25 protein-coding genes and 2 riboswitches are annotated in these 25471 nt (G+C 37.4%); of the genes, 5 read left to right on the plus strand and 20 right to left on the minus strand.

The features are described 5' to 3' along the window. Positions 1-99: 99 nt before the first annotated feature. The 5 genes from gntK to gcvT form a co-directional block, all read right to left on the minus strand. The gene (gntK, locus tag HNP81_RS03265; protein WP_182501864.1) at positions 100-1635 is read right to left on the minus strand and encodes a gluconokinase; all 1536 of its coding nucleotides are present in this window, start codon (positions 1633-1635) and stop codon (positions 100-102) included. A 986-nt stretch (positions 1636-2621) separates the two neighbouring features. After that, positions 2622-3641, minus strand: coding sequence for a zinc-binding alcohol dehydrogenase family protein (locus HNP81_RS03270; protein WP_182501557.1), 1020 nt, complete (start codon positions 3639-3641; stop codon positions 2622-2624). A gap of 948 nt (positions 3642-4589) precedes the next feature. Then, positions 4590-6047, minus strand: a complete 1458-nt coding sequence (gcvPB, locus tag HNP81_RS03275) for an aminomethyl-transferring glycine dehydrogenase subunit GcvPB (protein WP_028391775.1) — start codon at positions 6045-6047, stop codon at positions 4590-4592. Further along, the gene (gene gcvPA / locus HNP81_RS03280; RefSeq protein ID WP_182501558.1) at positions 6040-7389 is read right to left on the minus strand and encodes an aminomethyl-transferring glycine dehydrogenase subunit GcvPA; all 1350 of its coding nucleotides are present in this window, start codon (positions 7387-7389) and stop codon (positions 6040-6042) included. The genes gcvPB and gcvPA overlap by 8 nt, the downstream gene beginning before the upstream one ends. Positions 7390-7402: 13 nt before the next feature. Beyond that, positions 7403-8509 (minus strand): glycine cleavage system aminomethyltransferase GcvT, encoded by a 1107-nt coding sequence (gene gcvT, locus HNP81_RS03285; RefSeq protein ID WP_182501559.1) that lies wholly within the window; start codon positions 8507-8509, stop codon positions 7403-7405. Positions 8510-8572: 63 nt separating this feature from the next. Continuing rightward, a riboswitch (glycine riboswitch) is annotated at positions 8573-8658 on the minus strand. 3 nt (positions 8659-8661) lie between these two features. After that, a riboswitch (glycine riboswitch) is annotated at positions 8662-8749 on the minus strand. Between the two features lie 341 nt (positions 8750-9090). Here gcvT and HNP81_RS03290 point away from each other — a divergent pair. Both HNP81_RS03290 and HNP81_RS03295 read left to right on the plus strand, forming a co-directional pair. Then, positions 9091-10776: a DEAD/DEAH box helicase gene (locus HNP81_RS03290; RefSeq protein WP_182501560.1), complete on the plus strand. Its 1686-nt coding sequence runs from the start codon at positions 9091-9093 to the stop codon at positions 10774-10776. Beyond that, the gene (locus tag HNP81_RS03295) at positions 10754-11548 is read left to right on the plus strand and encodes a YqhG family protein (protein WP_028391780.1); all 795 of its coding nucleotides are present in this window, start codon (positions 10754-10756) and stop codon (positions 11546-11548) included. The genes HNP81_RS03290 and HNP81_RS03295 overlap by 23 nt, the downstream gene beginning before the upstream one ends. A gap of 139 nt (positions 11549-11687) precedes the next feature. Here the strand turns inward: HNP81_RS03295 and HNP81_RS03300 are convergent, their stop codons facing one another. From HNP81_RS03300 to comGA, 8 genes are all read right to left on the minus strand, one after another. Continuing rightward, positions 11688-11864 carry a YqzE family protein gene (locus HNP81_RS03300; protein ID WP_084552337.1) on the minus strand — a complete coding sequence of 59 codons (177 nt, stop codon included), beginning with the start codon at positions 11862-11864 and terminating at the stop codon, positions 11688-11690. 73 nt (positions 11865-11937) lie between these two features. Beyond that, positions 11938-12318: a competence type IV pilus minor pilin ComGG gene (gene comGG, locus HNP81_RS03305; protein ID WP_182501561.1), complete on the minus strand. Its 381-nt coding sequence runs from the start codon at positions 12316-12318 to the stop codon at positions 11938-11940. After that, complete coding sequence (gene comGF, locus HNP81_RS03310) at positions 12305-12766, minus strand: competence type IV pilus minor pilin ComGF (RefSeq protein ID WP_182501865.1); 462 nt, start codon at positions 12764-12766, stop codon at positions 12305-12307. Before comGF ends, comGG begins: the two co-directional genes overlap by 14 nt. After that, positions 12738-13058 (minus strand): hypothetical protein, encoded by a 321-nt coding sequence (locus tag HNP81_RS03315; protein WP_028391782.1) that lies wholly within the window; start codon positions 13056-13058, stop codon positions 12738-12740. The genes comGF and HNP81_RS03315 overlap by 29 nt, the downstream gene beginning before the upstream one ends. Beyond that, positions 13045-13503, minus strand: coding sequence for a competence type IV pilus minor pilin ComGD (gene comGD / locus HNP81_RS03320; protein ID WP_028391783.1), 459 nt, complete (start codon positions 13501-13503; stop codon positions 13045-13047). Before comGD ends, HNP81_RS03315 begins: the two co-directional genes overlap by 14 nt. Further along, positions 13493-13807 (minus strand): competence type IV pilus major pilin ComGC, encoded by a 315-nt coding sequence (gene comGC / locus HNP81_RS03325; RefSeq protein ID WP_182501562.1) that lies wholly within the window; start codon positions 13805-13807, stop codon positions 13493-13495. Before comGC ends, comGD begins: the two co-directional genes overlap by 11 nt. Positions 13808-13820: 13 nt before the next feature. Next, a complete protein-coding gene (gene comGB, locus HNP81_RS03330) occupies positions 13821-14852 on the minus strand; it encodes a competence type IV pilus assembly protein ComGB (RefSeq protein WP_182501563.1) in 1032 nt (343 codons plus the stop codon). Continuing rightward, positions 14839-15909, minus strand: coding sequence for a competence type IV pilus ATPase ComGA (gene comGA / locus HNP81_RS03335; protein WP_182501564.1), 1071 nt, complete (start codon positions 15907-15909; stop codon positions 14839-14841). The genes comGB and comGA overlap by 14 nt, the downstream gene beginning before the upstream one ends. Before the next feature lie 434 nt (positions 15910-16343). Between comGA and HNP81_RS03340 the strand changes: the two genes are divergently transcribed. Next, complete coding sequence (locus HNP81_RS03340; protein WP_028391787.1) at positions 16344-16589, plus strand: DUF2626 domain-containing protein; 246 nt, start codon at positions 16344-16346, stop codon at positions 16587-16589. 411 nt (positions 16590-17000) lie between these two features. On the opposite strand, the gene HNP81_RS03345 is transcribed toward HNP81_RS03340, so the two are convergent. Continuing rightward, positions 17001-17633 carry an MBL fold metallo-hydrolase gene (locus HNP81_RS03345; protein WP_182501565.1) on the minus strand — a complete coding sequence of 211 codons (633 nt, stop codon included), beginning with the start codon at positions 17631-17633 and terminating at the stop codon, positions 17001-17003. 510 nt (positions 17634-18143) lie between these two features. On the opposite strand from HNP81_RS03345, the gene HNP81_RS03350 reads away from it, so the two are divergent. Continuing rightward, a complete protein-coding gene (locus tag HNP81_RS03350) occupies positions 18144-18320 on the plus strand; it encodes a DUF2759 family protein (RefSeq protein ID WP_028391789.1) in 177 nt (58 codons plus the stop codon). A 95-nt stretch (positions 18321-18415) separates the two neighbouring features. Here HNP81_RS03350 and HNP81_RS03355 read toward each other — a convergent pair whose 3' ends face one another. The 3 genes from HNP81_RS03355 to HNP81_RS03365 all read right to left on the minus strand — a co-directional run bounded on the left by HNP81_RS03355 (position 18416) and on the right by HNP81_RS03365 (position 21254). Continuing rightward, positions 18416-19609, minus strand: coding sequence for a YqgU-like beta propeller domain-containing protein (locus tag HNP81_RS03355; protein WP_182501566.1), 1194 nt, complete (start codon positions 19607-19609; stop codon positions 18416-18418). Positions 19610-20037: 428 nt separating this feature from the next. Then, positions 20038-21006, minus strand: a complete 969-nt coding sequence (locus tag HNP81_RS03360) for an ROK family glucokinase (protein ID WP_034301116.1) — start codon at positions 21004-21006, stop codon at positions 20038-20040. A gap of 50 nt (positions 21007-21056) precedes the next feature. Continuing rightward, positions 21057-21254 carry a YqgQ family protein gene (locus HNP81_RS03365; RefSeq protein WP_028391792.1) on the minus strand — a complete coding sequence of 66 codons (198 nt, stop codon included), beginning with the start codon at positions 21252-21254 and terminating at the stop codon, positions 21057-21059. Positions 21255-21601: 347 nt separating this feature from the next. Between HNP81_RS03365 and HNP81_RS03370 the strand changes: the two genes are divergently transcribed. After that, positions 21602-22465, plus strand: a complete 864-nt coding sequence (locus HNP81_RS03370; protein ID WP_182501567.1) for a hypothetical protein — start codon at positions 21602-21604, stop codon at positions 22463-22465. Positions 22466-22647: 182 nt separating this feature from the next. Here HNP81_RS03370 and HNP81_RS24430 read toward each other — a convergent pair whose 3' ends face one another. The 3 genes from HNP81_RS24430 to HNP81_RS03385 all read right to left on the minus strand — a co-directional run bounded on the left by HNP81_RS24430 (position 22648) and on the right by HNP81_RS03385 (position 25436). Then, complete coding sequence (locus HNP81_RS24430) at positions 22648-24195, minus strand: rhomboid family protein (protein ID WP_182501568.1); 1548 nt, start codon at positions 24193-24195, stop codon at positions 22648-22650. 255 nt (positions 24196-24450) lie between these two features. Beyond that, positions 24451-24654 (minus strand): protein YqgO, encoded by a 204-nt coding sequence (gene yqgO / locus HNP81_RS03380; RefSeq protein ID WP_028391795.1) that lies wholly within the window; start codon positions 24652-24654, stop codon positions 24451-24453. 212 nt (positions 24655-24866) lie between these two features. Next, the gene (locus tag HNP81_RS03385) at positions 24867-25436 is read right to left on the minus strand and encodes a 5-formyltetrahydrofolate cyclo-ligase (protein WP_182501569.1); all 570 of its coding nucleotides are present in this window, start codon (positions 25434-25436) and stop codon (positions 24867-24869) included. Between the last annotated feature and the right edge of the window lie 35 nt (positions 25437-25471).

Here is a 25471-nt window from a genome sequence, read left to right on the forward strand (position 1 = left end):
TTTTCCCGCAGGAGTCTCGCACCTTCCACTACAATCAACATCTGTTCGAATTGGTTTCTTGCTAAAAACAACAATCTTTACGAAAAGAGCCTTTACTAATTAAATCTCTTCATCAATATTTCTTTGATACTTTGCAATTTGCTCATATTCTTTTTCTAATGTACGAGCAACATTGATAAAAATCGGCATTAAATCCCGGTATTCCTTCACATGATCAGGATTTGGTTTATGTTCATGTGTTTGACCTATTAATTGTTCTACGACATTGAAATCTTCAATCTTACCAAGTCCGTATAAACCTAAGATACAAGCACCTAAGCAAGAAGACTCATAACTTTCTGGAATAATTACTTTTTGATCAAAAATATCAGCCATCATTTGGCGCCATACTTCTGATCTAGCAAATCCGCCTGTGGCTTTAATACTAGTGACAGGCTCATCCATGGCCTCAACCAAAGCTAAAAATACAGAATAAAGATTGAAAATAACACCTTCTAAAGCTGCTCTAATCATATGTTCCTTTTTATGACTTAAAGTCAATCCGAAGAATGATCCACGAACATCTGAGTTCCATAATGGTGCACGTTCACCTGATAAAAACGGATGGAATAGCAAACCGTTTGCTCCAGGTCTCACTCTACTCGCAATGCGTGTAAGCACTTCATATGGGTCAATCCCGAGTCGTTTTGCCGTTTCAACTTCACTTGCGGCAAACTCATCTCTGATCCAACGTAAAATCATTCCACCATTATTGACTGGACCACCAATTACCCAATGATTTTCAGTTAATGCGTAGCAAAAAATTCTCCCTTTTGGATCGGTCTGTGGTTTAGGAATGACCGTACGAATTGCTCCACTCGTACCGATCGTAATTGCTACTTCACCTCCTTTAATAGCGTTTACACCGATATTCGATAAAACACCATCACTTGCTCCTAACACAAAAGGTGTTGATTCTAAAATACCTAATTCTTGCGCTAATTTCGGGTCACAACCTGTCATAACTTTTGTAGTCGAAACAAGTGTTGATAATTGATCAGCTGTAATTCCCGCAACTTCTAATGCTTCTTCATCCCATTCTAGCTTTTTAAGATTTAATAATCCCATTGATGATGCTAGAGAATGATCGACTACATATTCGCCAAAAAATTTGTGGAATAAGTATTCTTTAATCCCGATATATTTTTTTGTTTTACTTGCAATTTCCGGACGATCATGCGTTAACCAGGTAATTTTACTTAAAGGAGACATTGGATGAATAGGTGTCCCTGTTCGCAAATATATTTCATGGCCATTCAGTTCACGTTTAATTTTCTTTGCCCACTTTTCACTTTGATTATCTGCCCATGTAAAGCAACGTGTTAGAGGTTTATCGGATTCATCCATCGCGATAAGACCATGCATAGCAGTACTAAAAGAAAGAAATGATAAATCTTTTGGATCAATTTGTGATTTCTTCATTACATTCCGAATAGATAGAACGACAGCATCAAAAATCTCCTCTGGATCTTGTTCTGCTGTTGAAACATTAGGTGTATATAATTGATAACCATTATTTTCTTGAGCGATAATTTCTCCTGTTTCACGAAACAGCACTGCTTTTGTACTCGTTGTTCCTACATCTACACCAAGCATATACTTGTTAGTATCCATTTTTATTCTCACCTTTCCTAACAATCCTTTTGATTTAATTTTTAATGATTTTCTTGAATATCTAACGCTATTTTTGGATAATACTTCCTAATTAAAGTCTTCTTAGTTCATCAGTAAACCGTCGTATCATTTAATAGATTTATGCAAGCCAGCAGCGGCTGCCATTTTGACCCAGATGATTAGTAATCTATTATGTTTGATTATATGTCGGTTTAATAATTGAAAATATAATTCATAATTTTTATTATTCTAAAATATGGTAACGCTAACAACCTAGCCAGAAATAATTTATGCCAACCTTACCTCTTCGGAAGTTAACGCTTTTATAATATTATCTAGATAAAGTTAAACTTCAATCAGTGGGGCTTCTTCATCCCCCACTGATTGTTAGTTTAACCAATCGGGCTTTTACGGGATAAAACGATTTCATTTTCAAAATTAACTTGTATACAAGTATACTATAATACAATTTTGTAAATGTAAACCCTTTATTTCATAATTTTTTTACTAATTGATTAAATATAAAAGTCAAGCAATATTTCATAGATTTGATCCTTTTACAAAGATAGCTATGCTATGGATAGCCACTTTTAAGGTAAATCCTAAACACAAGTTTTTGTTCACCCACAACTTCTTCCCCGGTTTAAGTAATAAAGTTAAACTTCAATCAGTGGGGTTGTCTTCATCCCCATTGATTGTTAGTTTAACCAATCTGGCTTTTACGGGCAGTTATCCCCCACCTACGCTTCCTCGATTCCTATAGGGGGTACTGCCAGTTAAAGCGGGATAAATTAAAGCCTTCTGTTCTTTCAAATTTATTAAGCTTTGCTCAACTTAATCTTAGTTAAGCTAAACTACTTTAACTTGTGCATATCTTCACATTTATACAGTGTAAACCTAAAGGTAATAAAAAAAAGAAGCTGTCGAGGGATTCTCGACAGCTAGAGTAGTTTTAGCTTCCTTATTTCTTAGTCAAAAATAATGACAGCTTTCCTAACTTTCTCAGGATTTTTTTCGACGAATTCAAACGCTTCTTTTGCTTCACTTATATGAAATTTATGAGTGATTAAACCAGCATGGGTTAATTTCTTTTCATTAATCAATTGTACAACTTTACCAAATTGATTTGTTTGTAGTCTAGAACCCGTAATCGTTAATTCTTTTTTCGTAATTGGCAATAGAGCAATTGAAGATGGTTTTTCATTGAAACCTAATGTAACCACATTACCAGCAGCTGAGGCTACTTTAACACTTAATTCAAACGTTTGTGGTGTACCGACTGCATCAATAACAATATTTGCCCCTTCGTTGTTAGTAATTTCATAGATTTTACTTTCTAAATCAACTTCAGTAGGATTTATCGTGTAGTCGGCGCCATTTTCTTTAGCAAATTCCAATCGATTATTCGTAATATCTGAAATAATAACCGTTGCTCCATTTAGTTTAGCCATTTTCAAAACACAAATACCGATTGGTCCTGCACCTTGAATAAATACAGTATTTCCTTCTTTCACATTCCCTCTCCATACTGCTTGAGCACCAATTGTATACGGTTCAGCCATTACTGCTTCATCCCAGCTAATTTCTGGATCCACTTTATGTAGTTGTTTTTCTGGTAAAACTACAATTTCTCTCATACCGCCATCTTCATGGACACCGAAAACCGAAACCTCTTTACATACATTTGGTCTGCCACTTTTACATGCATAACATGTACCACAATAGCTAATTGGTTCAATGACCACATGATCACCTACTGTTAAACTACTAACATTGGAACCGATTTCGATAACTTCACCAGTCACTTCATGTCCAACAATCCTTGGGTATGTAGCAAGTGGATTCGTTCCGTGGTAAATATGCATATCTGAACCACAGATTCCAACCCGTTTAATTTTCACTAATACCTCATTGTCTTGTTTAATTTCTGGTTGAGGTACGTCCAATACTTCAATTTTATGTGCTTCGGGAATCATTACAGCTTTCATTATCTTCTCTCCTACTAAAAATTTTTTATACACATGTATCTTACATAACTAATCAGAAAATGGAAAGAACTCTTCAGTCACTTCTTTTTCAAGATGGTAACCCTTTCAAAGGACATTCCATTTAATTTGTTTAATAAACAAATTATTCATTTACACAATACCATTTAAGTTTTTTCTCGTCAATTGATAATTATCACGTGAAGGACGCCCCATTTATAAAAAAATGTTGGGTAAATTATGAAGCTAATGCATAGGTGATGTGTTTAGACTATTCAATGATGATTAGTATTGGAATAAGAACAACTTTTCTATTTTTCTTCGCTTTTATAGACAGAAAAACATATCAAAGTCAAAAAGTTCCGTTTTTTCTGATGCTCTTCTCGTAAAGATTGTTGTTATTAGCAAAAACAAATTTGAGCAGATGTTGATTGTAGTGGAAGGTGCGAGACTCCTGCGGGAAAAGCGTGTTGAGGGAGACCCCGCAAGTGCAAAGCACTGAGGAGGCTTCTGAGACCGCCCGCGGAAAGCGAGTACCTGCAACGGAAGTCAACCCAGGTTGTTAGTTTAAATATTATTGAAAAGTAACAAAGTATGTGAAAACAGCCTTAGTAAAAAACATATTTAGTGGGGAGAAAGAGATATGCCGTTATTAATTGTGATTTTGTTAAACTACCTCTTTATCATGAGACAGTACTACAAGAAATAGAGGCTACTTACAAATAAACATTAACACAATTACACTAATACCTTTGGTTAATTTTATGAAAATCCGAACTTTATACACTATACAGTCAGGGTTTAACACCAAAAGCTACGAGTAAGGCACCCAAATCTGCCTCTAAAAACATAAAAGGGTCAGTACCCCACATCTACTATCTATCGTTTATAACGTGAACATGACACGATAAACGGTGTATAGAGTGTGAGGTCTGACCCTCCTTTTTACAGTTATGATTGATAACGTAATATTGGTTTACGAGCTGCTAGTGTTTCATCTAGACGTTTAATTACTGTTGTATGTGGCGCTTCTTGAACGATTTCTGGATTCTCTTCCGCTTCCTTAGCAATTTGGATCATCGCCTCAATGAAAGAATCTAAGGTTTCTTTCGATTCTGTTTCAGTTGGTTCGATCATGATACATTCCTCAACATTCAATGGGAAATAAATCGTAGGCGGATGATAACCGAAATCAAGCAACCTTTTAGCAATATCAAGGGTCCGCACGCCTAGTTTCTTTTGGCGTCTGCCGCTTAATACGAATTCATGCTTACAGTGCTTATCGTATGGAAGGTCATAGTACTCAGCGAGCCTTCTCATCATATAATTTGCATTTAGAACCGCATTCTCTGTCACGGCCTTCAAGCCATCCGGCCCCATTGAGCGGATATATGTGTAGGCTCTAACATTAATGCCGAAATTGCCATAGAAAGGCTTAACGCGTCCAATCGATTGAGGTACATCATTTTCAAACATATATTGACCATCTTTTTTTACAAGAACAGGTTTAGGCAAGTATGGGATTAGGTCTTGCTTTACGCCAACTGGCCCAGATCCAGGGCCACCGCCGCCATGTGGCCCGGTGAACGTTTTGTGTAGATTTAAATGCACAACATCAAAGCCCATATCACCAGGACGTGCTTTGGAAAGTACAGCATTTAAGTTTGCTCCGTCATAATACAGTTTACCACCTGCATCATGGACAACTTTTGCCATTTCTAAAATATTCTCTTCGAACAATCCTAATGTATTAGGATTCGTTAACATTAACGCAGCTGTATCGTCACCTACTACGCGTTTTAAATCTTCAAGATCAACCAAACCGAATTCATCCGATTTGACTGTGATCGTTTCAAACCCAGCAACAGTTGCAGAAGCAGGATTCGTTCCATGGGCAGAGTCTGGGACAATGACCTTCGTACGTTTCGTATCTCCGTTTGCCTCATGGTAAGCACGAATCATCATTAATCCAGTCCACTCACCGTGTGCCCCTGCGGCAGGTTGTAGTGTGACTTGATCCATGCCCGTAATTTCCACAAGATGTTCTTGAAGATCATACATTAGCTCAAGTGCACCTTGCACAGTGCTGGCATCTTGAAGCGGGTGAATATGAGCGAAACCGGCAATTCGAGCTACATTTTCGTTAATTTTCGGATTATATTTCATCGTACAAGAACCGAGTGGATAAAAACCTGAATCCACACCATGGTTACGATTCGAAAGAGCCGTATAGTGACGCATAATATCAAGCTCAGATACTTCTGGTAATTCTGCTTCCTCAATGCGGATATAGTCAGTTGGAAGCAACTCTTCAAGCGAGATCGCTTCTACGTCCATTTCCGGTAGGCTATAACCGATGCGTCCTTCGGTACTCATTTCAAAAACTAATGGTTGATCCTGATTATTCATGGCTATCCCCCAATTCTTGTACAAATGCATCAATTTCTTCTTTTGTTCTCAACTCTGTTACGGCCACAAGCATATGATCTTGCAGTTCTGGGTAAGTTAAACCTAGATGATAGCCGCCAATCATATCTTGTGCAAACAATTGATCATTAATTTCCCGATATGATCTTGGAAGTTTTATCACGAATTCGTTAAAAGAAGGTCCTTCGAACACGACTTCCATTCCTTTAGCTTGTAAAGCTGTTTTCGCATAATGAGCTTTTTGAATATTTTGTATTGCCATTTCCTTTACACCCTTTTTGCCGAGTGCCGTCATAGCAACAGAGGCAGCGAGAGCATTTAACGCCTGGTTTGAACAAATATTAGAAGTCGCTTTATCACGCCGAATATGTTGTTCTCGAGCTTGAAGTGTCAATACAAAGCCACGTTTGCCATCTTCATCAACAGTCTGCCCGACAAGTCTACCTGGAACTTTACGCATTAATTTATTTGTAACTGCAAAATAGCCACAGTGTGGTCCGCCAAATGCCGCAGGAATTCCAAATGGCTGGGCATCACCAGTAACGATATCAGCACCTAGTTTTCCAGGTGGCGTTAGGGCACCTAACGCTAATGGGTTACTTGAAACAATAAACATCGACTTTTGTTCATGAACGATTTTTTCAATCTCTTTCAAAGGTTCAATGCGGCCAAAGAAATTTGGATATTGAATGATGACCCCCGCAATATCATCGCTGATTAACTCTTTTAGTGCATCCAAATCGGTTACGCCATCACGATGAGGTATTTCCACCACTTCAACTCGCTGGCCCTTCGCATATGACGCAACAACATCACGAGACTCAGGATGAACCGTGTTAGAAATCAAGATTTTCTTACGTCTTGTATGTCCGCTGCTTAACATCGCTGCCTCAGCAAGAGCAGTTCCACCATCATACATAGAAGAATTGGCAACATCCATGCCAGTCAATTCACAAATCATCGTTTGAAATTCAAAGATTGCTTGAAGCTCCCCTTGAGAAATTTCCGGCTGATATGGAGTATACGCTGTATAAAATTCAGATCGAGAAATCACATGGTCGACGATAATTGGTTGATAATGATCGTACACACCAGCACCTAGAAATGAAGCATACCGCTTTGCATCAGCGTTTTTCCCAGCCAATTTAGTAAGCTCTTTTAAAAGAGCGGGTTCTGATTTAGCAGGTTTAATCTTGTATTCACCTTGGAAACGTACACTCTGTGGAATATCACTGAATAGCTCATCTATACTAGAAACACCAATTGCATCTAACATTTCATTTTGATCTTTGTCAGTCATCGGTAGATAGCGATGTTTAGTCATGATTTTCTCCCCCTCATCCTCTTGGTCGTTTATAAAATGGTGTCTTAGCCACTACCGCTTTCACACGTTTGGAACGAATTTCAACTTCAACTTCTGTTCCAATCCCTGTATACTCTTTTTTCAATAAGGCAAGACCGACGTTTTTCTTCAATGTGGGCGATTGTGTCCCAGTTGTCACTTCGCCAATCAATTCAGAACCGTAGTAAACAGAATAGCCATGACGTGGTATGCCGCGTTCGATCATTTCGATGCCGACGAGCTTACGAGGTGCACCTTGTTCTTTTTGCTTAGAAAGAACAGACTTACCAATGAAATCAGCCTCTTTGTCAACTTTGACAGCAAAACCAATTCCCGCTTCAATCGGCGAAATATCAGGTGACAACTCTTGACCATATAACGGAAGCTTAGCCTCGAACCGGAGCGTATCACGAGCACCTAGACCGATTGGTAGAACGCCTTCATCCTTACCTGCTTCAAGAATCGCTTTCCAGAGAGTTTTTGCGTCTTCGTTTTTACAATACATTTCAAAGCCATCTTCCCCCGTATACCCTGTGCGTGAAACGAGAGCCAAGACTCCATTAAGTTCCACATTTTCTTTGAAAGTAAAAAAGTCAATCTCACTCAAATTCGTGTTTACAGCTAATTTCTGAAGGATTTTTTCAGCCGCAGGGCCTTGAAGAGCAAGCAAAGCTACTTCATTTGAGATATTTGTCAGTTCAACATCTTCAATCAAGTGATCGTGCAGCCAATTGTAATCCTTCTCGATATTGCCAGCATTCACAACTAATAAATAGTCATCTTCCGCTTTCTTATAAATAATTAAATCATCGACAACACCGCCATTTTCATAGCACAATGCGGCATATTGCGCATGCCCCACATCAAGCTTGAGAAGATCGTTCGTAATCATTCTTTGTAAAAAGTCAGTGCTTCCTTTTCCTTTTACAACAAACTCTCCCATATGAGAAACATCGAACAAGCCTGCCTTTGTTCGTACTGCTTCATGTTCTTCTTTAATGCCAGAAAACTGGACTGGCAGCTCCCAGCCACCAAAGTCAATCGTTTTACCACTATAATCTGCATAGATCGTAAATAATGGCGTCCTTTTTAATTCAGTCATACTACGCCTCCTCACATTTTTTAGGGCATAAAAAAAGACAGAGTAGCCCCTTAGAAGCTTTTTCTCTGTCCTGAAACCTGAAAGTTTACCTAAAAAGGCTTTCCCCTTTGGTGGTCTTAAAAGCTTCTGCTTCTAGACACTCTCCAGAGTTGCGTCCAACAAGGGTTCTTTTGCCTGAGAGATTCGCTGCTAAGCTTGCTCCTTCGGCGCTACAATTGTAGTCTCTCCCCCAGCCTTCATCCGCATATAATATTATCTTTTTTGCACATACTATGTAAATAAGGGTTGCACCATAAAAATGGTCTTTGCCGACTTTACACATTTTTTTAATTCGCAGTAAATGAGGCTACTTCCGCCAAACACTTAGAATACCGTTATTACTATAGTAATAAAACAGTGGGATTCTTTCAAATAAAAATTATATTTATTGATAGAAAATTTCAAAATTTAACACTTACGTTCATACTACCATTAATAATGCTTGAATCGCAATCATTTTTCGTAAAATCCTAACTTTTATTATATTTTAGCCTATTAACGTTCGTATTTAACCTTTAATTGTTTAGAAAGGAGCATTGTTTATGCAAATTCAAATCACATTTGATGATGAATGGTCAGAAGAATTTTTAGATAAAGTGGAGAATGATGGTCCCTGGGCGAATTGGGAACTGTATAAGCTTGCCGTTCAAGCGGAAAAACATCTGGCCATTCCAGAATTTGAAGGATTGCAAGCACCTAATCACCTTAATCAGCTAACACCACTTCCTCATCAGCTTGAAGCCGCCCGACAAGTTGTCGAGAATATGAATGGCAAAGCGATTTTGGCTGATGAAGTAGGGCTTGGGAAAACAATCGAGGCCGGTTTAATCATTAAAGAATATATGATTCGCGGTCTAGTAAAAAAAGTACTCATTCTCGTTCCAGCTTCACTCGTTTCACAATGGGCATTCGAGTTAAATACAAAGTTTCATATTCCCGCTGTTGTTCAGAGAAAGAGCTATGTATGGGATTCATGTGATTGCATCGTATCATCAATTGATACAGCAAAGCGTAACCCACATAGAGACATCATTTTTAAACAAGAATACGATTTAATCATTATTGACGAGGCTCATAAATTAAAAAATAATAAAACGAAAAACTATGAATTTGTTCAAAGTTTAAAAAAGAAATTCTGCCTATTGTTAACCGCAACACCCATTCAAAATAAGGTAGAAGAAATCTTCCATCTTGTTTCCCTTCTTAAGCCCGGACATTTAGGGAATGCTGCTCTTTTTTCAGAGAAGTATAAAGGAAAAGGTCGGACGATTTATGAAGATGAGCACCTAAAGAAGCTAGTGAACACGGTCATGATTCGAAATCGCCGTGCTGATACTGGAATCGAGTGGACAAAACGACATGTTGAAACAATTATTATTAAGTTTTCACCTACTGAGCAGGCATTATATGATGCTATAACTGCATTCCGACCGCATTCTGAAGGAGCAGGAAGTTCATTTTCCAGCCTAACCCTCCAAAGAGAAGCTTGCAGTAGCAAAGAAGCGGTCTTTACCACTTTAAAAAACATGTCTCAAAAACATGAAAATCCTGCACCTGAATTCATAGAAAAGTTGAATAGTCTCTTTGAAACAGCAAAGCAGGTTGAACGCAATTCAAAGGCAGAGAAGGCGTTGGAATTAATACAGAAAATCAATGATAAAGTCATTATTTTTACGGAATACCGAGCTACACAACTTTATTTACAATGGTTTTTACAGCAAAACGGCATAAGCTCAGTGCCTTTTCGCGGCGGATTTAAACGTGGTAAAAAAGATTGGATGAAAGAGCTTTTTCAAAATAAAATTCAAGTACTGATTGCCACAGAAGCCGGCGGTGAAGGAATCAACCTACAATTTTGTCATCATCTAATCAACTTTGACTTACCATGGAATCCGATGCGTCTCGAGCAACGAATAGGCAGGGTACATCGGCTCGGTCAAACGGAAGATGTCATGATTTATAATTTCGCTACAGAAAATACAGTGGAAGAACATATTTTGAAACTTCTCTATGAAAAAATTCATTTATTTGAAAAAGTAATTGGCGAGTTAGATGATATTTTAACAAAATTAGATATCGGCAATATTGAAGATTACTTAGTGGATGTAGTAGAAGGATCAAAATCAGAAGGGGAGATGAAAATCAAAATGGATAATCTTTCGTCCATAATTCAATTTGCCCAAGAAATGAAGGAGGGAAATCTTCATGCAGCAACAGGAAATTCATGATTTTTTGCTCACCTATTTCAAAGCGAATCATTGTGAAATCATAGAAAATCACCCTGCATATTTAACAATTCAGTTAACAATTGAACTCGATAAGGAATTGATGAATCGTCCCTTTTACTGGCACTACCTTGAAAAAACCGGTGGCGTTCCCAACCCATCTCAGCTCACTCTTATAACAGATCCGCAGCAGGCACCTGCTGACTTAAAAGGAGAATTGATCCATTTCGGTTCACAACGACTTCATCAGATTTTTGCGTCTACGAAAAAGCTTGCCGGATTTATCCGCTTATACGAGGAAATTATCCAGTCAGGTCCTGCTCAAAATCCTTTATATCCATGGCTTTCTATCAATGCAAAAATATCCTATCAAAGTGATCGCAAGAAGGATATCCTGTTGTCTGCAGGCCTAAATTTAATCACAGGAGAAATCGTTGAACAGTTTCATGAAAAACTTTTACAAATACAAGTAACTCCGAAAATTCCAGATTACTCATTTACCTTATCGCCGCTCATCAAACCAAAAAGCGGTCTGCTCAGACTTGATTCATATATTCGGCGAACATTTGAAGGAGATGATCATACTTGGGCTGAAAGAGCAATTGAGCGATGGGAAGATGATTTACGGTTACTTGAAAATTTTTATCAAGATATGGAAGACAAAGCTGAGAGCTACTATACCGAAAAGGAAGCATTACAAAATCGTTATGAACCGAATATTACCATTTCTATTGTCAATGGCGGATTATTTTACTTGTCCAACCAAGCGATTTAGTTTCCTTGAAACGAAAAGAGGTTGTACCATAAAGGTCAAGACTCCTCAACTACTATATATTGTTTATATGATAAATCCATAGCATGATAAACAATATATAGAGAATGAGAACAGACCCTAATAGGACAACCTTTTTCGTTTATTTTCTTTTTAATAGCATACTTATTGCAAAAGGGATAATTCCAAACCATTGACTCAGAAATGTTGGTCTATTTTCTTTTTTATGTTTGCGTTGTTCTTTTCGAACAGATTTCGGAACTTCGAAGTATGTGACGAATTGCTGGGTTAAATACTTAATATAATCATTTGTAGACATAGACATCACCTAGTTTTCAGTATGGACAGAGTCAGATTTAATTATGCAAGAGATCAAAATTACTTTATTCACATTAAGTAAATACTTCTACCCATTCCAATATCTTTGCTTCCTGTTTGTCATAAAGGATCGTCACTTTCCTTATTAGATCTTGCGTTGTTAATACCGATAATTTAATCGAAAGATAACGCTCTTCCCTGCTGATTACCACATATTCAACAGTCCCATTCAGATAATGAAGGACTCCCTCATCCATATGGTCATCTACGACCAAGCTTGGAACCTCATGAATGGCCAACAACAGAAGATGATCAAGTACTAAACCATTTTCAACATCTTTATAAAACATTTTTTCAATTTTGAATTTTTCTACGCCATAGAAAGTGAACACAATCAAAACCGTAGCTACAACTAGTGTGACAGGCAGCACTGCCCCTTTCTCATTCTTGAACATGTTCAAATCCACTTGTCACAAAGGGCCTCAGCACCTTTGTATACGTATCGCCTATTAAATCTGTTACAGATATAATCAGCTTAAATCCTTCTACCCTACAATGAAAACTAGAGACGTTTTGCAGCATGATTTGATGTCCCGTATGATTCACTCGCCTTCGTAAAATATGATTATATTTTTCTATACTGACAATATCTTCTCCTACAACAAGATAAATACTACCATTTGCTATCGTCTGACTGCTAGATCGCCAAAGTTCTTCCTTAATTTGATGCAGAAAAATTTCCCACTCCATTTGATTTAGCCGTTTATCTTGCTGAACTTCTTTCCCTACTACAACATAGAGCTGAACAATCATTGCAGCAATCAGGATAAACACTGACAAAGATAGCAGCATCTCGATGAGTGTAAACCCTCGATTATTCCACTGAATCACAAATCGCTTCATATGAACCCTCTACATTTTTATATTCTATACAACCCATTAGCTTTGCCGATCCGTCCGCATTCTTCCAATTGAAACGGTACTCGTCCGTTATTTCAGTTGACACTCCTTCATCACTGTCAAGATAGGAGGCCAATTTTTCATAAAGATGATGAAGAGCAACAGATCTATTTTTCAGATTTGCACGATCATTCTTGATTTCATGGACGATAGGCAAAATTGTACCGACGATTATTAAGCAAATAACAAAAGCAACCATTGTTTCTAGAAAGATATACCCGTTAGAGTTTCTCAATTTTCATCCTTCCTGACCCAAGATAAATAGTAAGTGTATGCACTGAGTGCTTTGTCCGAATCAGCCAAGTGCCTGACAAATTAGGTGCTCCTTTTTGATAAAAAGAAATTTCTAAATTCATACTCCCTTTTTCGATTTTAATATCATTTGGAATCGAGCGCTGAACAAGTCTTTTCTTTTTATACTCAGTACTTCCATAGTATTCTTTGTTTTTCAAATCAATCGAAAAAATCGTTTTCCTATTATGAGTCATTGCATAATGCTGAACATAATGCAAATCATCCATCAGCTGATCCATGAAGAGCCGATTCTCCATACTTTTTGAAAAGCCTGGGAGAAAGCCGACACTAAGCGAAACAATCAACATAAAAATGGACAAAACAAGCAACATCTCCGAAAGAGTATATCCCTGTTCGTTACTTGTACTCGGGAACTCATTCTTCATCTTTACTTCCAGTTACTAAGCTGACTTCTCCATCCGTATTCATCACGATATCTCCTTCTTTCTTGCAATAAGTCTCTTTCAGATATCCTTCATCTTTCAATTCTGCTAAACTATTCGGTAGTGTATTATGATCGATTTGATACGCCTGTACCTGACTTTGAGCCATTTTCACATAAGCATCACAGCCTTTCGACTGAATGGAGTTTTGATTTTTCAAAATGTTAGGGATGGTAATGATTAGTAAGATGGAAATAACAAATAGTACAATCAACATTTCAATAAGTGTAAAACCTTTTTCATTCATGCTTTCTTCCTCCTTAAAGTCCTTTCATAAGTGAAAACATTGGTAATAAAACCGCCAAATAAATGGAAACAATCACAAGACCAATGAGCGAAAATAAGGTTGGCTGAATGATCTGCATCAATCCCTTCATCTTCTCTTCCGCTTGATCTAAAATAAACCGGCTATACATATATAATTCTTGCTCAAGCCTTCCAGACTTCTGCCCATTTGCAGTAATGACCCCCAATCTCTTTTCAAAATAGGGCAGATCGCGAAAAATGGCGTCAAGTGGCTTCCCTTCTGTTAATTCATTTTTTATTAATCGACAAATATCATGATAAAAAGGCTGGACTCCACTTTTTGCGAATAGAGTAATACTTTCATTAATAGACAAACCACCTGCTAATAGGCCACTTAACTGGCTTGCGAAAAAATGGGTTTCATACAATTTTATAAAAGTGCCAACAAGGGGAATTCTTAATAGCAAATTTTGGCGTTTGAAGGGTGAGAGTTTCTTCAAATAGAAGGAGTGAAGTAGCAAATAGACAATAATCGCAAAAACGAGGAAGTAAGGAAGCAAATCTAAAAAAGTCACGAATACAAGGATGACTTGTAACAACAACGTTTCATCTGCATTCATCGTTTGAAAGAGTAGTTGAATTTTTGGTAGAAGCGCAGTTTTCATCATATAAAATACAAGCGTTACAAAGAAAATAAGGAAAAACGGGTACAGAAAGATTTTTTTTAGTTTCTCAATGTCATCATTTCTTTGTCCCCAATACAGCCCTGCTTCCTGAAGTGCTTTAGGTAGGTTTCCATATGCTTCAGAAAAATAAATAAAATGGACCAGTTGAGGATGAAAATTCATCATCGTTAAGACGCTGTGAAAGGGATTGCCACTTCGCAACGCTGAAATCGAACGCTGCAAATCCGTTTCTTTCTTTTTATTATGTTGAAGCATCAGAAATTGGATCGCCTCAGCAAGCGGGTAACCAAATTCTAAAAGCTCTCCTAATTTAAGTAGAAATTGTGATTGCTCCTTCATATTCCAATTACTTCGTTTCATATTCAAACACCAATCTTGTAAATTCTTCTTGATTGACATAACCAAATGCAACTGCTTTGCCGATTTCATTCCTCAATTTCCGATACGAAACATCATTACCTGCTCCTTTGGCTGCTTGCAATACTGCTGACAGCTCTTTCCCGGTAATTAGTTCGTAGGCACTCGCTCTTTTTCTTCTTTGAATACCACACTTACCTTTACATTCATTTCTTTCACAAATAGGACATTGAAGTTCTAATAATCTTTGAGCTGTCACAGCTAGTAGTGTTTGTTGAATTTCAATCCAACTAATTCCGAATTCTAGCAGTCGATAAACAGCACCTTGTGCATCCCTTGTATGCATCGTTGTTAAGATGAGATGGCCCGTCATAGCCGCCCTCACAGCGATTTCTGCCGTTTCTGCGTCACGAATTTCGCCAACCATTATCACATCAGGATCGTGCCTCAAAACTGCCTTTAAGCCTACGGAATACGTAATGCCGGCTTTTTCATTAATTTGTACTTGCAGGACTTGTTCTGATTCGTTTTCAATGGGGTCTTCTAAAGTGATGACATTGCGGTTCATCATAGCTTTTGCGTGGTGAAGTAGCGAGTATAAAGTAGTCGTTTTGCCGCTTCCGGTCGGTCCAGTTAGAATAATCATCCCGTGAGAGTGTTTTACTAGAGCTGAAAGTTTGTCAGCGGTGTTCTTAAAGATGGAAAGATGTTCGATAGGGAGAATGTTGTGCTTGGGAATGAGGCGAATCACAAGGCTTTCGGAAAAAGTGGCGGGTAAAGTAGATAATCTTAGACCAATCATTTTGTTTTCCATCTCAATTGTGATGGCACCGCTTTGTGGTCGTCTCTTTTCCCCAATATCCATCGAAGCAAGAAATTTCAAATGAGATATGAGGCGTTCACTTTCGTCTTTCGTTAATACTTCCTGAGGATATAGCTTGTTGTCGATACGGAATTGGATGAGAGGACCATCTTTTCTAGGTACAATATGAATATCAGATGCTCCTAGACGGACAGCGCGCGAAAGAATATCATCAGCTGTCTTCTCAATTGATTTCAATTACAAATCACCTCCTATTTTGGATACTTGTACAATTCGACGCCATTTGGCAAAATCCTTCTAAAAAATAAAACTTTTTTATTATTTTTAGCAAATGTTGTTGCTATGTAGCTTTATCTGATTGGGCTTGATTGAATTGTATGACTTGCTGACTCTTTTACTGCCAAAAGAATTTCCATATATAATAATGGGCAAATTAAATAAGACATTGGACCAAATGTTGAGAGAAAAATGACCCAAAAAGGAATATGCTAAACAGATTACATCAAATGATTGTAGCATTGGCAGAACAAGCGAGTAATTCCTATTTGTTGTAAACCTTCCAACCAACACATATTTGGTAGTGTTTACAAACTAAGCTTTACAGGTCGTGAGCAACTATTCTATAATTACGTTAGATGTAACCATCATTGGGAATTAAAGGGGGTATTAAAGTGGATCGTATGTATCGCGTTCTAGGTTTTTGGACAGCCATTATGGCAATCTTTTTCTACCTTGGAGACATGTATGGATTATCTTTACTTTTCTTCGGGCAAACTGGTTTTTTTGTACTTTTAAGTTATCTTCGTCTTTCAGAGCGTATGTATATCTATGTGTTTGGCGCTTATTTAACCGTTTTCTTCGTTGGATACAGCTATTACACAGTATTTTTACTGCCTGTGGGCGGGGCAGCACATTAAGTGCTACATAGCAAAGGGGCCAAGGGTCATACCTCACACTCTATACACCGTTTATTATGTCATTACACGACAAATAAACGTTATATAGTAAAAGTGGGGGGCTGACCCTTTTTTATTTGGGAACTCTTTTTTTTTAATCGCACTAGAGCAAAAAGCCCCCTATAGTTTGAAATTTCTCTTTATTTTAGGCTGTTTTCACATACTTTGTTGTTTTTCTATCATTTTTACACTAATAACCCGGGTTGATTTCCGTTGTAGAGGCGGTCTCAGAAGCCTCCTCAGTGCTTTGCACTTGCGGGGTCTCCCTCAACACGCTTTTCCCGCAGGAGTCTCGCACCTGTAACGAAGATCAACATCTGTTCGAATTGGTTTCTTGCTAAAAACAACAATCTTTACGAAAAGAGCCTTATTTTAAAATCCATTCAGAAATGGGTTTTGATCCATTTCATCAGCAATATTCGTAATCGGTCCATGTCCAGGCAAGACAATAGTATCTTCTGGCAAGGTTAGTAGCTTATCGTGAATGCTTCTCAGCAATTGCTGTTCATTGCCACCTCTTAGATCTGTTCGGCCTACGCTTTGTTGGAAAAGGACATCCCCTGAGAAAATCATCCCTTCATCTCGTAAATAATAGGAAACACTTCCTGGTGAATGTCCTGGCGTTTCCAATACAGTAAAATTGAATTCACCGAGCACTAAGTCAAATTCTTTAGTAATCATTTGATCTGCTGGTTTTATTTCGATTGGATGCGCTGGTGTAAATGATTGTGAGCCATTTAGTGATGCATCTGCAAGCCATTTTGCTTCTTTTTCATGTAAATATACGGGAATCTGGTAATATTCTCTGATAACATCCACAGCCCCGATATGGTCAAAATGAGCATGTGTTAATAAAATCGCAATGGGTTGCCATTGTTTCGTCTGGATGTACTGAATTAATTTATTGCCTTCTCCACCAGGATCAACAATCACACACTTTTCTGCTTTTTCCATTACATAACAATTTGTTTGTAACGGTCCTAAAGGAATCTGATTCCACTTCAATATCTTCCACTCCTATTCTAATCACAATACGTATTATTCATTTTACACAATTAATAGTAGATTCACGAGTAAGCTGTACCGTTTTAAACCTATCATTTTTGAAAAAATAAAACCATTTATTTAACTTACTGAAGGAATCAATTCAGAGATACAACAATCAAAACATACTGGAATTCTAATGGCTTAAAATAATTATAGGTATGAGTGTGATGTCATTTATAGTGCGCACTTAATTTATTGAAGAACATAAATGAAATAACAAATATAAATTAACCCGCAAATTAAGTGGTGAAAAACTTGCGATTGCGCCAAACAAATTGCCATGTTTTTTCCCCCACAAGTAAACCCGTTATGAACTTGCAAACAAGGTTCATTTTTTAACCTCGACAAACATCCAAAAAAACATTAAAATGTTAATATATGCAATCAAAATTACATATTCTAAAGTTCATTAGCTAATCTTTGGGTACATTTAGGTAAGCAAAGATTAAGAACAAAGGGGGCTAAAACATGGGATTAGTAATTATTTTCGCTCTAGTCGCGTTACTAGGACTAGCTGCTACACTTCGTGCATTTAAAGATAAAAACATTCTAGCAATTTTGTTTGCTGGAGGAAGTACTGCCGTATTTGGCTGGTTTGCCGTAATGACTCTAGTTAATAACGGCTTTCCAACACTTGTACACTGATCAATTAAAGCGTAAGAAAAAAGAGGCTGCCAATCCGGCGGTCTCTTTTTTCTTAGCTTATTTCAAATATAGTGAAACTTCAATCAGCAGAGGACTTACTGTCCGTTAATGCGGAATAAATGCTTTACTGTTTTATTATTCAAATTAATGATTTTTTCAAATTGATTCCCATATAGGCACCAATTGCCATTCGGTGAACAGCTTATTGGTTCATTCTTTGTTTTAGTGAGAATCACTTCTTCTTTTTCCGTTTTCCAGTTGAATACCTGTAAAGAAAATCCCCCAGCATATTGTCCAACATTCGCAGCTTTTTCCGGTATGAAAGATATAAACTGAGAAGATTCTTCTCTCATATCAAAGTAAGGAATCAGCCAATTTGAATAGTTCTTTAAATGAGGAGCTGAAAAACTAGATATAAGTTTGTTTTCATCATTAAAAAAGCTATACGTAGCTTTATCATAGTTCTCACTTTGATCTTGAATGGTCATTAATGTATGTGCTGTTCTAGAAAAGTAAATTACATCAAGCATGATACTTTCCCATTGCTTAGTATAGAGATTCTTCTTCATCAGCGGCGCTTTTAAATTGGGCTCATCTTCATTCCAATCAAGATACAGCAATTCTTCCTTACTTCCCCACTTCACAAAGGGCTGTGGAAACTCTATCGCTTCAATCTTTTGTTCTTTCGTATTGACGATGTATGTTCGAAATGACCAATCTTCAAAAAAACTAGAAAGAAACAATACACCTGGGTCATGAATATTCCATTCATACGCTAATTCAATGGATGGAACTGAAGCTGAAAAAGCTTTCGTGCCGTCATGATTCAAAACTTCAATTATTGCTTTATTGGCTAACGGAGCTAAACGAACGAGCACATATGAATGATCCGGACTAATACTAACGTCCACAATATCATCGGTAGGTAAATAAAAAACGAGCTTTTCCTGAGTCTTAAAATTCCAACTCATTAATTGCAACGAATCGCTTTCATCAAGTTTTGACGCATAAAGAATGGTGGAAGAATCCAGCCAACCATACACTTTTTCAATCTGTTCATGAGAGTCGATTAGAAATTCTGGTATCTCGTCATTGTCTTTAACGGCGATGGGGTTTTCTAAGTCTTTTTCCGGTTTCAGTGTTTCTTCATTATTCGTGGCCTCACAAGCCGATAGGAGAAGGAAAGTGGAGATGATACATAAGATTAAACGAATGTTTAAACGATTTGCCACAAATCTTGGCTGCAGCAATTGATAAGCTACTGGCCTAAAAAACTTTTCAACCTCCACACCTCCTATTTTTACTAATGGTATAGATATTCATTATAAAACAAAATATCTACGAAAGCCCCTAAAAACTGTCACAAAAATAAATTTTTATTAACTTACGTACAAAACTAATATTGCGTTAAAACGCCACCATTTACCATGAAGGACCAATCAAGTAGCACGCTACACTCACCTAATCACAATGGTGGCGGTGCGAAGCCAAATTTCAAGATGTTTTCTATAAAAATAAGTATACTTGCTAATTAGAAGGCTTATTAATAAGTTACGAAATCCTGAACCCCATGTCCTTCATACAAAAAGATGTCCCAAAATAAAATGCCAGCTCTTACAAGGACAACATCCAGTTTAAATGTCGATAAACTGGATAGTAAATGCTTGGACTGACCGTTTTGGAACATCCGTTTATTGTCATAATTTATCTAAAGTGTTTAATTAGCAAATTGTTTTTTCACAAGCCATGCGGCGCCGATGACACCTGCATCATTTCCAAGTGTAGCCAAACTAATGGTTGTCGATTTGCGAACACGTTTAAATGCGTACAGTTCGAAATATTCCCGTACTGGCTTAAGCAGTAAATCACCTGCTTTAGAAACACCTCCGCCAATTACAATCTTTTCTGGATTCAAGATATTACCTGCTTGTGCTAATGCAAGGCCTAAGTACTGACTAACTTGTTGAATAACCTTTAGTGATATCGCATCTCCTTGTTCCGCACATGTAAAAAGTAGCTTCGATGACAAGCTCTCACCACCAAATATCTTTTCTTGTAGTAAGGAAGGTTCGTCTGTTTTTTCCAAAGCTTCTTTTGCCAAACGAACGATTCCTGTGGCAGAAGCTACCGTTTCAAGACAGCCTGTTTTACCGCAGTTACAAGGAGCACCTGCGTCCGGCACAACTGTAATATGCCCCAATTCTCCGCCTGCACCGCTTACACCATGAACCATTAAACCGTTTGCAATGACGCCACCACCAACGCCCGTTCCAAGTGTCACACAGACGATATCTTTTGCCCCATTCCCAGCACCTTTCCACATTTCACCGAGAGCCGCGATATTCGCATCATTATCAATAACAGCTGGTAATAAGGTTTCCGCCTCCAACAAGTCCTTTAACGGGTAGTTGTTCCAACCAAGATTAATAGCTTCATAGATTGAGCCATTAGCAGCATTAACAGGGCCTGGTGCCCCCATACCAACGCCCAGCAACTTACTTTTAGACTCGCCTAATTCCGCTAATTTATCATCAATCGCTTTGGCTATATTAGTAGTAATACGTTGACCACTATCTGAAATATCAGTGGCAATTTCCCATTTATGAAGCATTTCTCCGTACATATTAATAATTGCGAGTTTTGTTGTAGTTCCACCCAAATCCACGCCCATTAACCATTTATCCATTTTAGTCACCTTCTATTTTTAATATTGAATATTTTTATGCATCAACTTGACTACTTCTCATTCTCAGCCTGAATCTCCTGCCTTAACAACAAAATAGCCATCTGAAATTCTTTAGGTTCCATCATACCTAACTTATACATTTCTCGAATTTCTACTTCCATTAATTCAAGATCTGCGATTCTGTCACCTGTATAGATGAACGTTCCAAATCTTTTTAAGTATGTTTTAATATCATATATTGTTTTCATGAATTCCCCTTTCTAAAGTTGCTTTACTTAGCTTTATTTAAATTCTATTAAAAGTATAGCGAATGCATGATTAACCAACAAGTGAAAGCGTTTTTTCGGAAAAGGGGCGGTACTTCGCAAATTCAACTCCACACCGCCACCTTCATAAAGTGATACAGTTTATAAAACTGGAACCTTTTTATCCTGCATTAATGAGCAGTAAGCCCCCACTGATTGAGGTTTCACTTTATCGATTGTTTTTAGAGCAGGCCCTCATGGATGTTTTATCTTTGAAAAACAAAATCTTTTTTCATAGTTGTCCATCTAAATTCATAAGATGGAGTACCGTGATCTTTTGGAGGTGAACGATGAAAATTGAATGGAAGCATACAGCCATTATATTAGTAACAGCTCTATTAGCTGCATTCTTTTCATTCGGATCAAAATCTGTCGAAGATACTATTATCTTTTTTCCGATAGATCCAGACCTCAGATTTAATACAGTTGCTACCAATTTACTTGCAAGGCAAGCAGGTACCTCTCAATATCAAGTATACTGGAAAATCGAATCAACTTTAGTTAAGCCGGTTTATTTACGCCAAGATATATCTTTATTATATAAAAACGGCCGATTAATAGGAATACTTAAGGATTGGAAACAAAATCAAGCAAATTTATTACAAACAAAATCTTTTACTGAACAAGAAAGTGGTCTCTTCGAAAGTGTTAGTTATCATTACGGAGAAGTGCATCCGAAAGCAAACACCTATACTAGTGTGCAAAAAATGAGTAAAGATCATCTTTATGCAATACTCACTCCCAAAAAGGACTTTCAAGCGTTTCACGATTCAAGCAATAATGAGCAAAGAGCATGGCAGCATACGTTTGACAAGTACACAAAATCGATTGTAGAAACAGCTTTTACTGACGCACTAAAACAATTTGGCATCCTAGAAAATCATTACATCGCTTTACCATTAACGGATCTGGCAAGTAGATTCGATGAACTGCTTAAAAGTTTTCCACCGGAACAGAGAGAAGAAATAATCGGTAAACTGTGGGAAGGGTTATATAAAAATTATGTTATGGGGATCAAAAAAGAAGACGGTAGCATTCTAAATCCAATTGGCAGTACCGTCCCTATTGTGCTTGTTGCAAAAAATCACAGCGAGCTTCTCATTCTATTTCAAACTAGTGACGGTACCCCTATTTTGCTTCGTCAAAGTTTATAAAAAATGGTTCAAAATCACAGAAGGGTCAAACACCGCAAAAATGAATGAAACGCTTCATACTGATTTAGAGTGTGTGGTCAGACCCTTCAGTGATACTATTGTGGCTTTTTAAAAGGATTAGCTTTTATACACGGACTAATAATTTTCAATCAGGTTTCCTCGTATTGCATACGTAGGACACTTTATGGCGCTTCGTTTAACAAATTCAATATTTTTTGATATTCTTCTTGATTTGGAGAAAGATCAACCGCTTTTTGAATCTGCTTCTTCGCTTCTTCAATGCGATTCAGTTTATAAAAGCATAAACCTAAATAATAATACGCTTCATGAAATTCTGGTTTTTGCTTTACAGACTCTTCATAGTTGATTGAGGCATCTTGATAATTTCCACGCTCAAATTCAATATTTCCTAAAACAAATGATGACCATGGATGATTTTCCATTTTATCAATACTAGCCTTTAACAAATCGTATGCTTTATCAGTCTCTCCAGCTGTCATATATTCTTGGGCTAGACTCGCTGTCGTTTCATCAAAATATATGGATTGATTCCTATCACTATAGGCGTATTGAAGTAATCCATAAGTAAGGATAATCGTAGCACCCGCAAATAACAGTTGTTTAATGTTTAGTCTATGTTTAGGCAGATGAACGATTCCTGCAGCCAAGAAACCGCCAATCAACCCGCCAATATGCCCGGCATTATCAATTCCTGACACTGAAAAGCCATAGCCTAAGTTAACAGCAATCAGAATAATGATATTCATACCCATCGTTCTAAAAAATAGCTTCGGGTATATCATTCCAAAATATAATAAAGCCCCAAAACAACCAAAAATCGCTCCACTTGCTCCTGCAGAAACGGACGGCGTGATGATCAAACTTGCTAACGATCCTCCAAAACCTGCAACGAGATAGATGATCAAGAAACGGATATTTCCATAAAGCCGTTCAACTTCCGTTCCAATAAAATAAAGAGACATCGTATTCATCAATAAATGCATAAAGCCAATATGTACAACAATCGGTGTAAAAAAGCGCCACCATTCCCCAGACATAATATAAGGAGAATATTTCGCTCCATAATCCACTAATGTTTTTGTATCCGTACTACCACCATTCATTTCCATAAGTAAAAAGATGATAAGCTGAATTGCCATAAAAAAATATGTAAATAGAGGTTTCCCTCTTTGGAATAGCTGTTGTTCTTCCTTTGCCTGTTGAACAGAACCCGCTAGTGCTTCCTGTTTTATCTTATTAATCTTTTGTTCGTCGATTTCCTCATCAGGAGATAATTCAATGAAAAGAGACTTAGTAAACATCGTATCAAGCTCATTTATTCTGGCAGAATAGGATGCTGTACTTACAATTTGTGAAGTGACAGTCGTTTTGTTTGCCGTCCTTTTCTTGTCAATAAATTCATAATCATCTACAGGTTCAAAAGCTGTAATATAAATATTCAAAACATCCAACGGCTTTTTAACCAGTTTCTTTCTTATTTGTTCACCTATTAGAGTAGCTCTTTCAATATCACGCTTTAACCAATTCGCCCAATCAAGATCGTGACGAATGATTCTAACAACAGGAAACACTTTGTCTTTATCTGTTTCAAGCCAGATTTCTTGATGATTGTCAGATATCGTAACCATTCGATAATGATATTGAACTGAAAGCTTTTTTACGATTGACCAATATAAATAGTCCTCCTTAAATCCCAATACTTTCCCCACTTTCTTACTGCTAATTTATGTAGTCTTGCTTACCCTTCCTCTTCACTATAGTAGATTTAATTGTAATTGTACAAACATAGATACATGAATTGTTATGCTTTTTATAAATCTAAAGACTTAGAAAAATCTAGATCGCAATCAGATTGATGGACTCTTACTCTCGAAAAGATGCAATTCATCCCGTTAGCCCCTAAAAAAGGGCTGATCCTCACTCCTCTAAATTAAGGAGATACAGAATCAGACCCAAAACTTTCCTTACGTATAATTGGAGCCATTCCCTTCACTAAATAGACTTTGCATCATCTTTTCACGCACAACACGTGATCCAAATGTTCCCGAAACGAGCAATTTACGCAAAAAAGAATTGGCTAATACTAGATTTATCAGGCGGTACCGATAATGATACCCAAAATACACAGCCGTGCCAATCATCGCAATTTTCATTATTGTTCGAAGCATAATAATCCCTCCTACTCCTAGTGTGGCGAAATCGGGATTTTTTATCCCGGTTTAACTGTTCGTATTAAATCTAACGGCTGTGTACTTCATTTATGCTTCCTAGTCATGTCCGTTATATCCACTTTAATGAAACATACGAGCATGATGTTAAAACAGTACAGCGCGACTACCTTTCAATAGAATGACACTCTTTTGATGGATGTGCCTCTGTACTAATGCTTCGTACTATACACATGATTTGGTGTGATAATTTGGGCAACAGGGATATCGTGACCTTCAATTGGCAAGTATTCCATTAACTGAAGTTCGAATGCAAGTGACAGTAGCTTACCTTTATAATCAGTAAGAAAACGGTCATAGTACCCGCCACCGAAGCCTAAACGGTACCCTTGTCTAGTAAACGCTAAACCCGGGACAACCAATAAAGAGAGGTCTTCCTTATTTGCATGCTCCGTCTGCAATACTGGCTCAAGCAAGCCAAAATAAACCGTCTCTAATTCCGAGAAGCTGGTTATGTACCTGAAATCTAATTGTTTACTGCTTGGTATACATTTCGGAACCGCTACGCGTTTTCCTTCGAGCCAAGCTTGTTCGATTATAAATTTAGTTTCAGGCTCCGGATGAACCGCTACAGTAATACCAATCGTTTCTGCCTGCTTCCATTCTTTTAACGCGAATACGTTCTGTGCAATATCACGTGAAAACTGGGTATGCTCAATCGTAGATAAACTTGATAATCTACGTTTCATTTCTTCACGGATTTTTCGCTTAATATCTGTCATGTATAACCCTGCCTTTCTATTGTTTCAACATGCAA

Source organism: Peribacillus huizhouensis, from assembly GCF_014138605.1.
In the GTDB taxonomy this organism is placed as follows: Bacteria; Bacillota; Bacilli; order Bacillales; family DSM-1321; genus Peribacillus; species Peribacillus huizhouensis.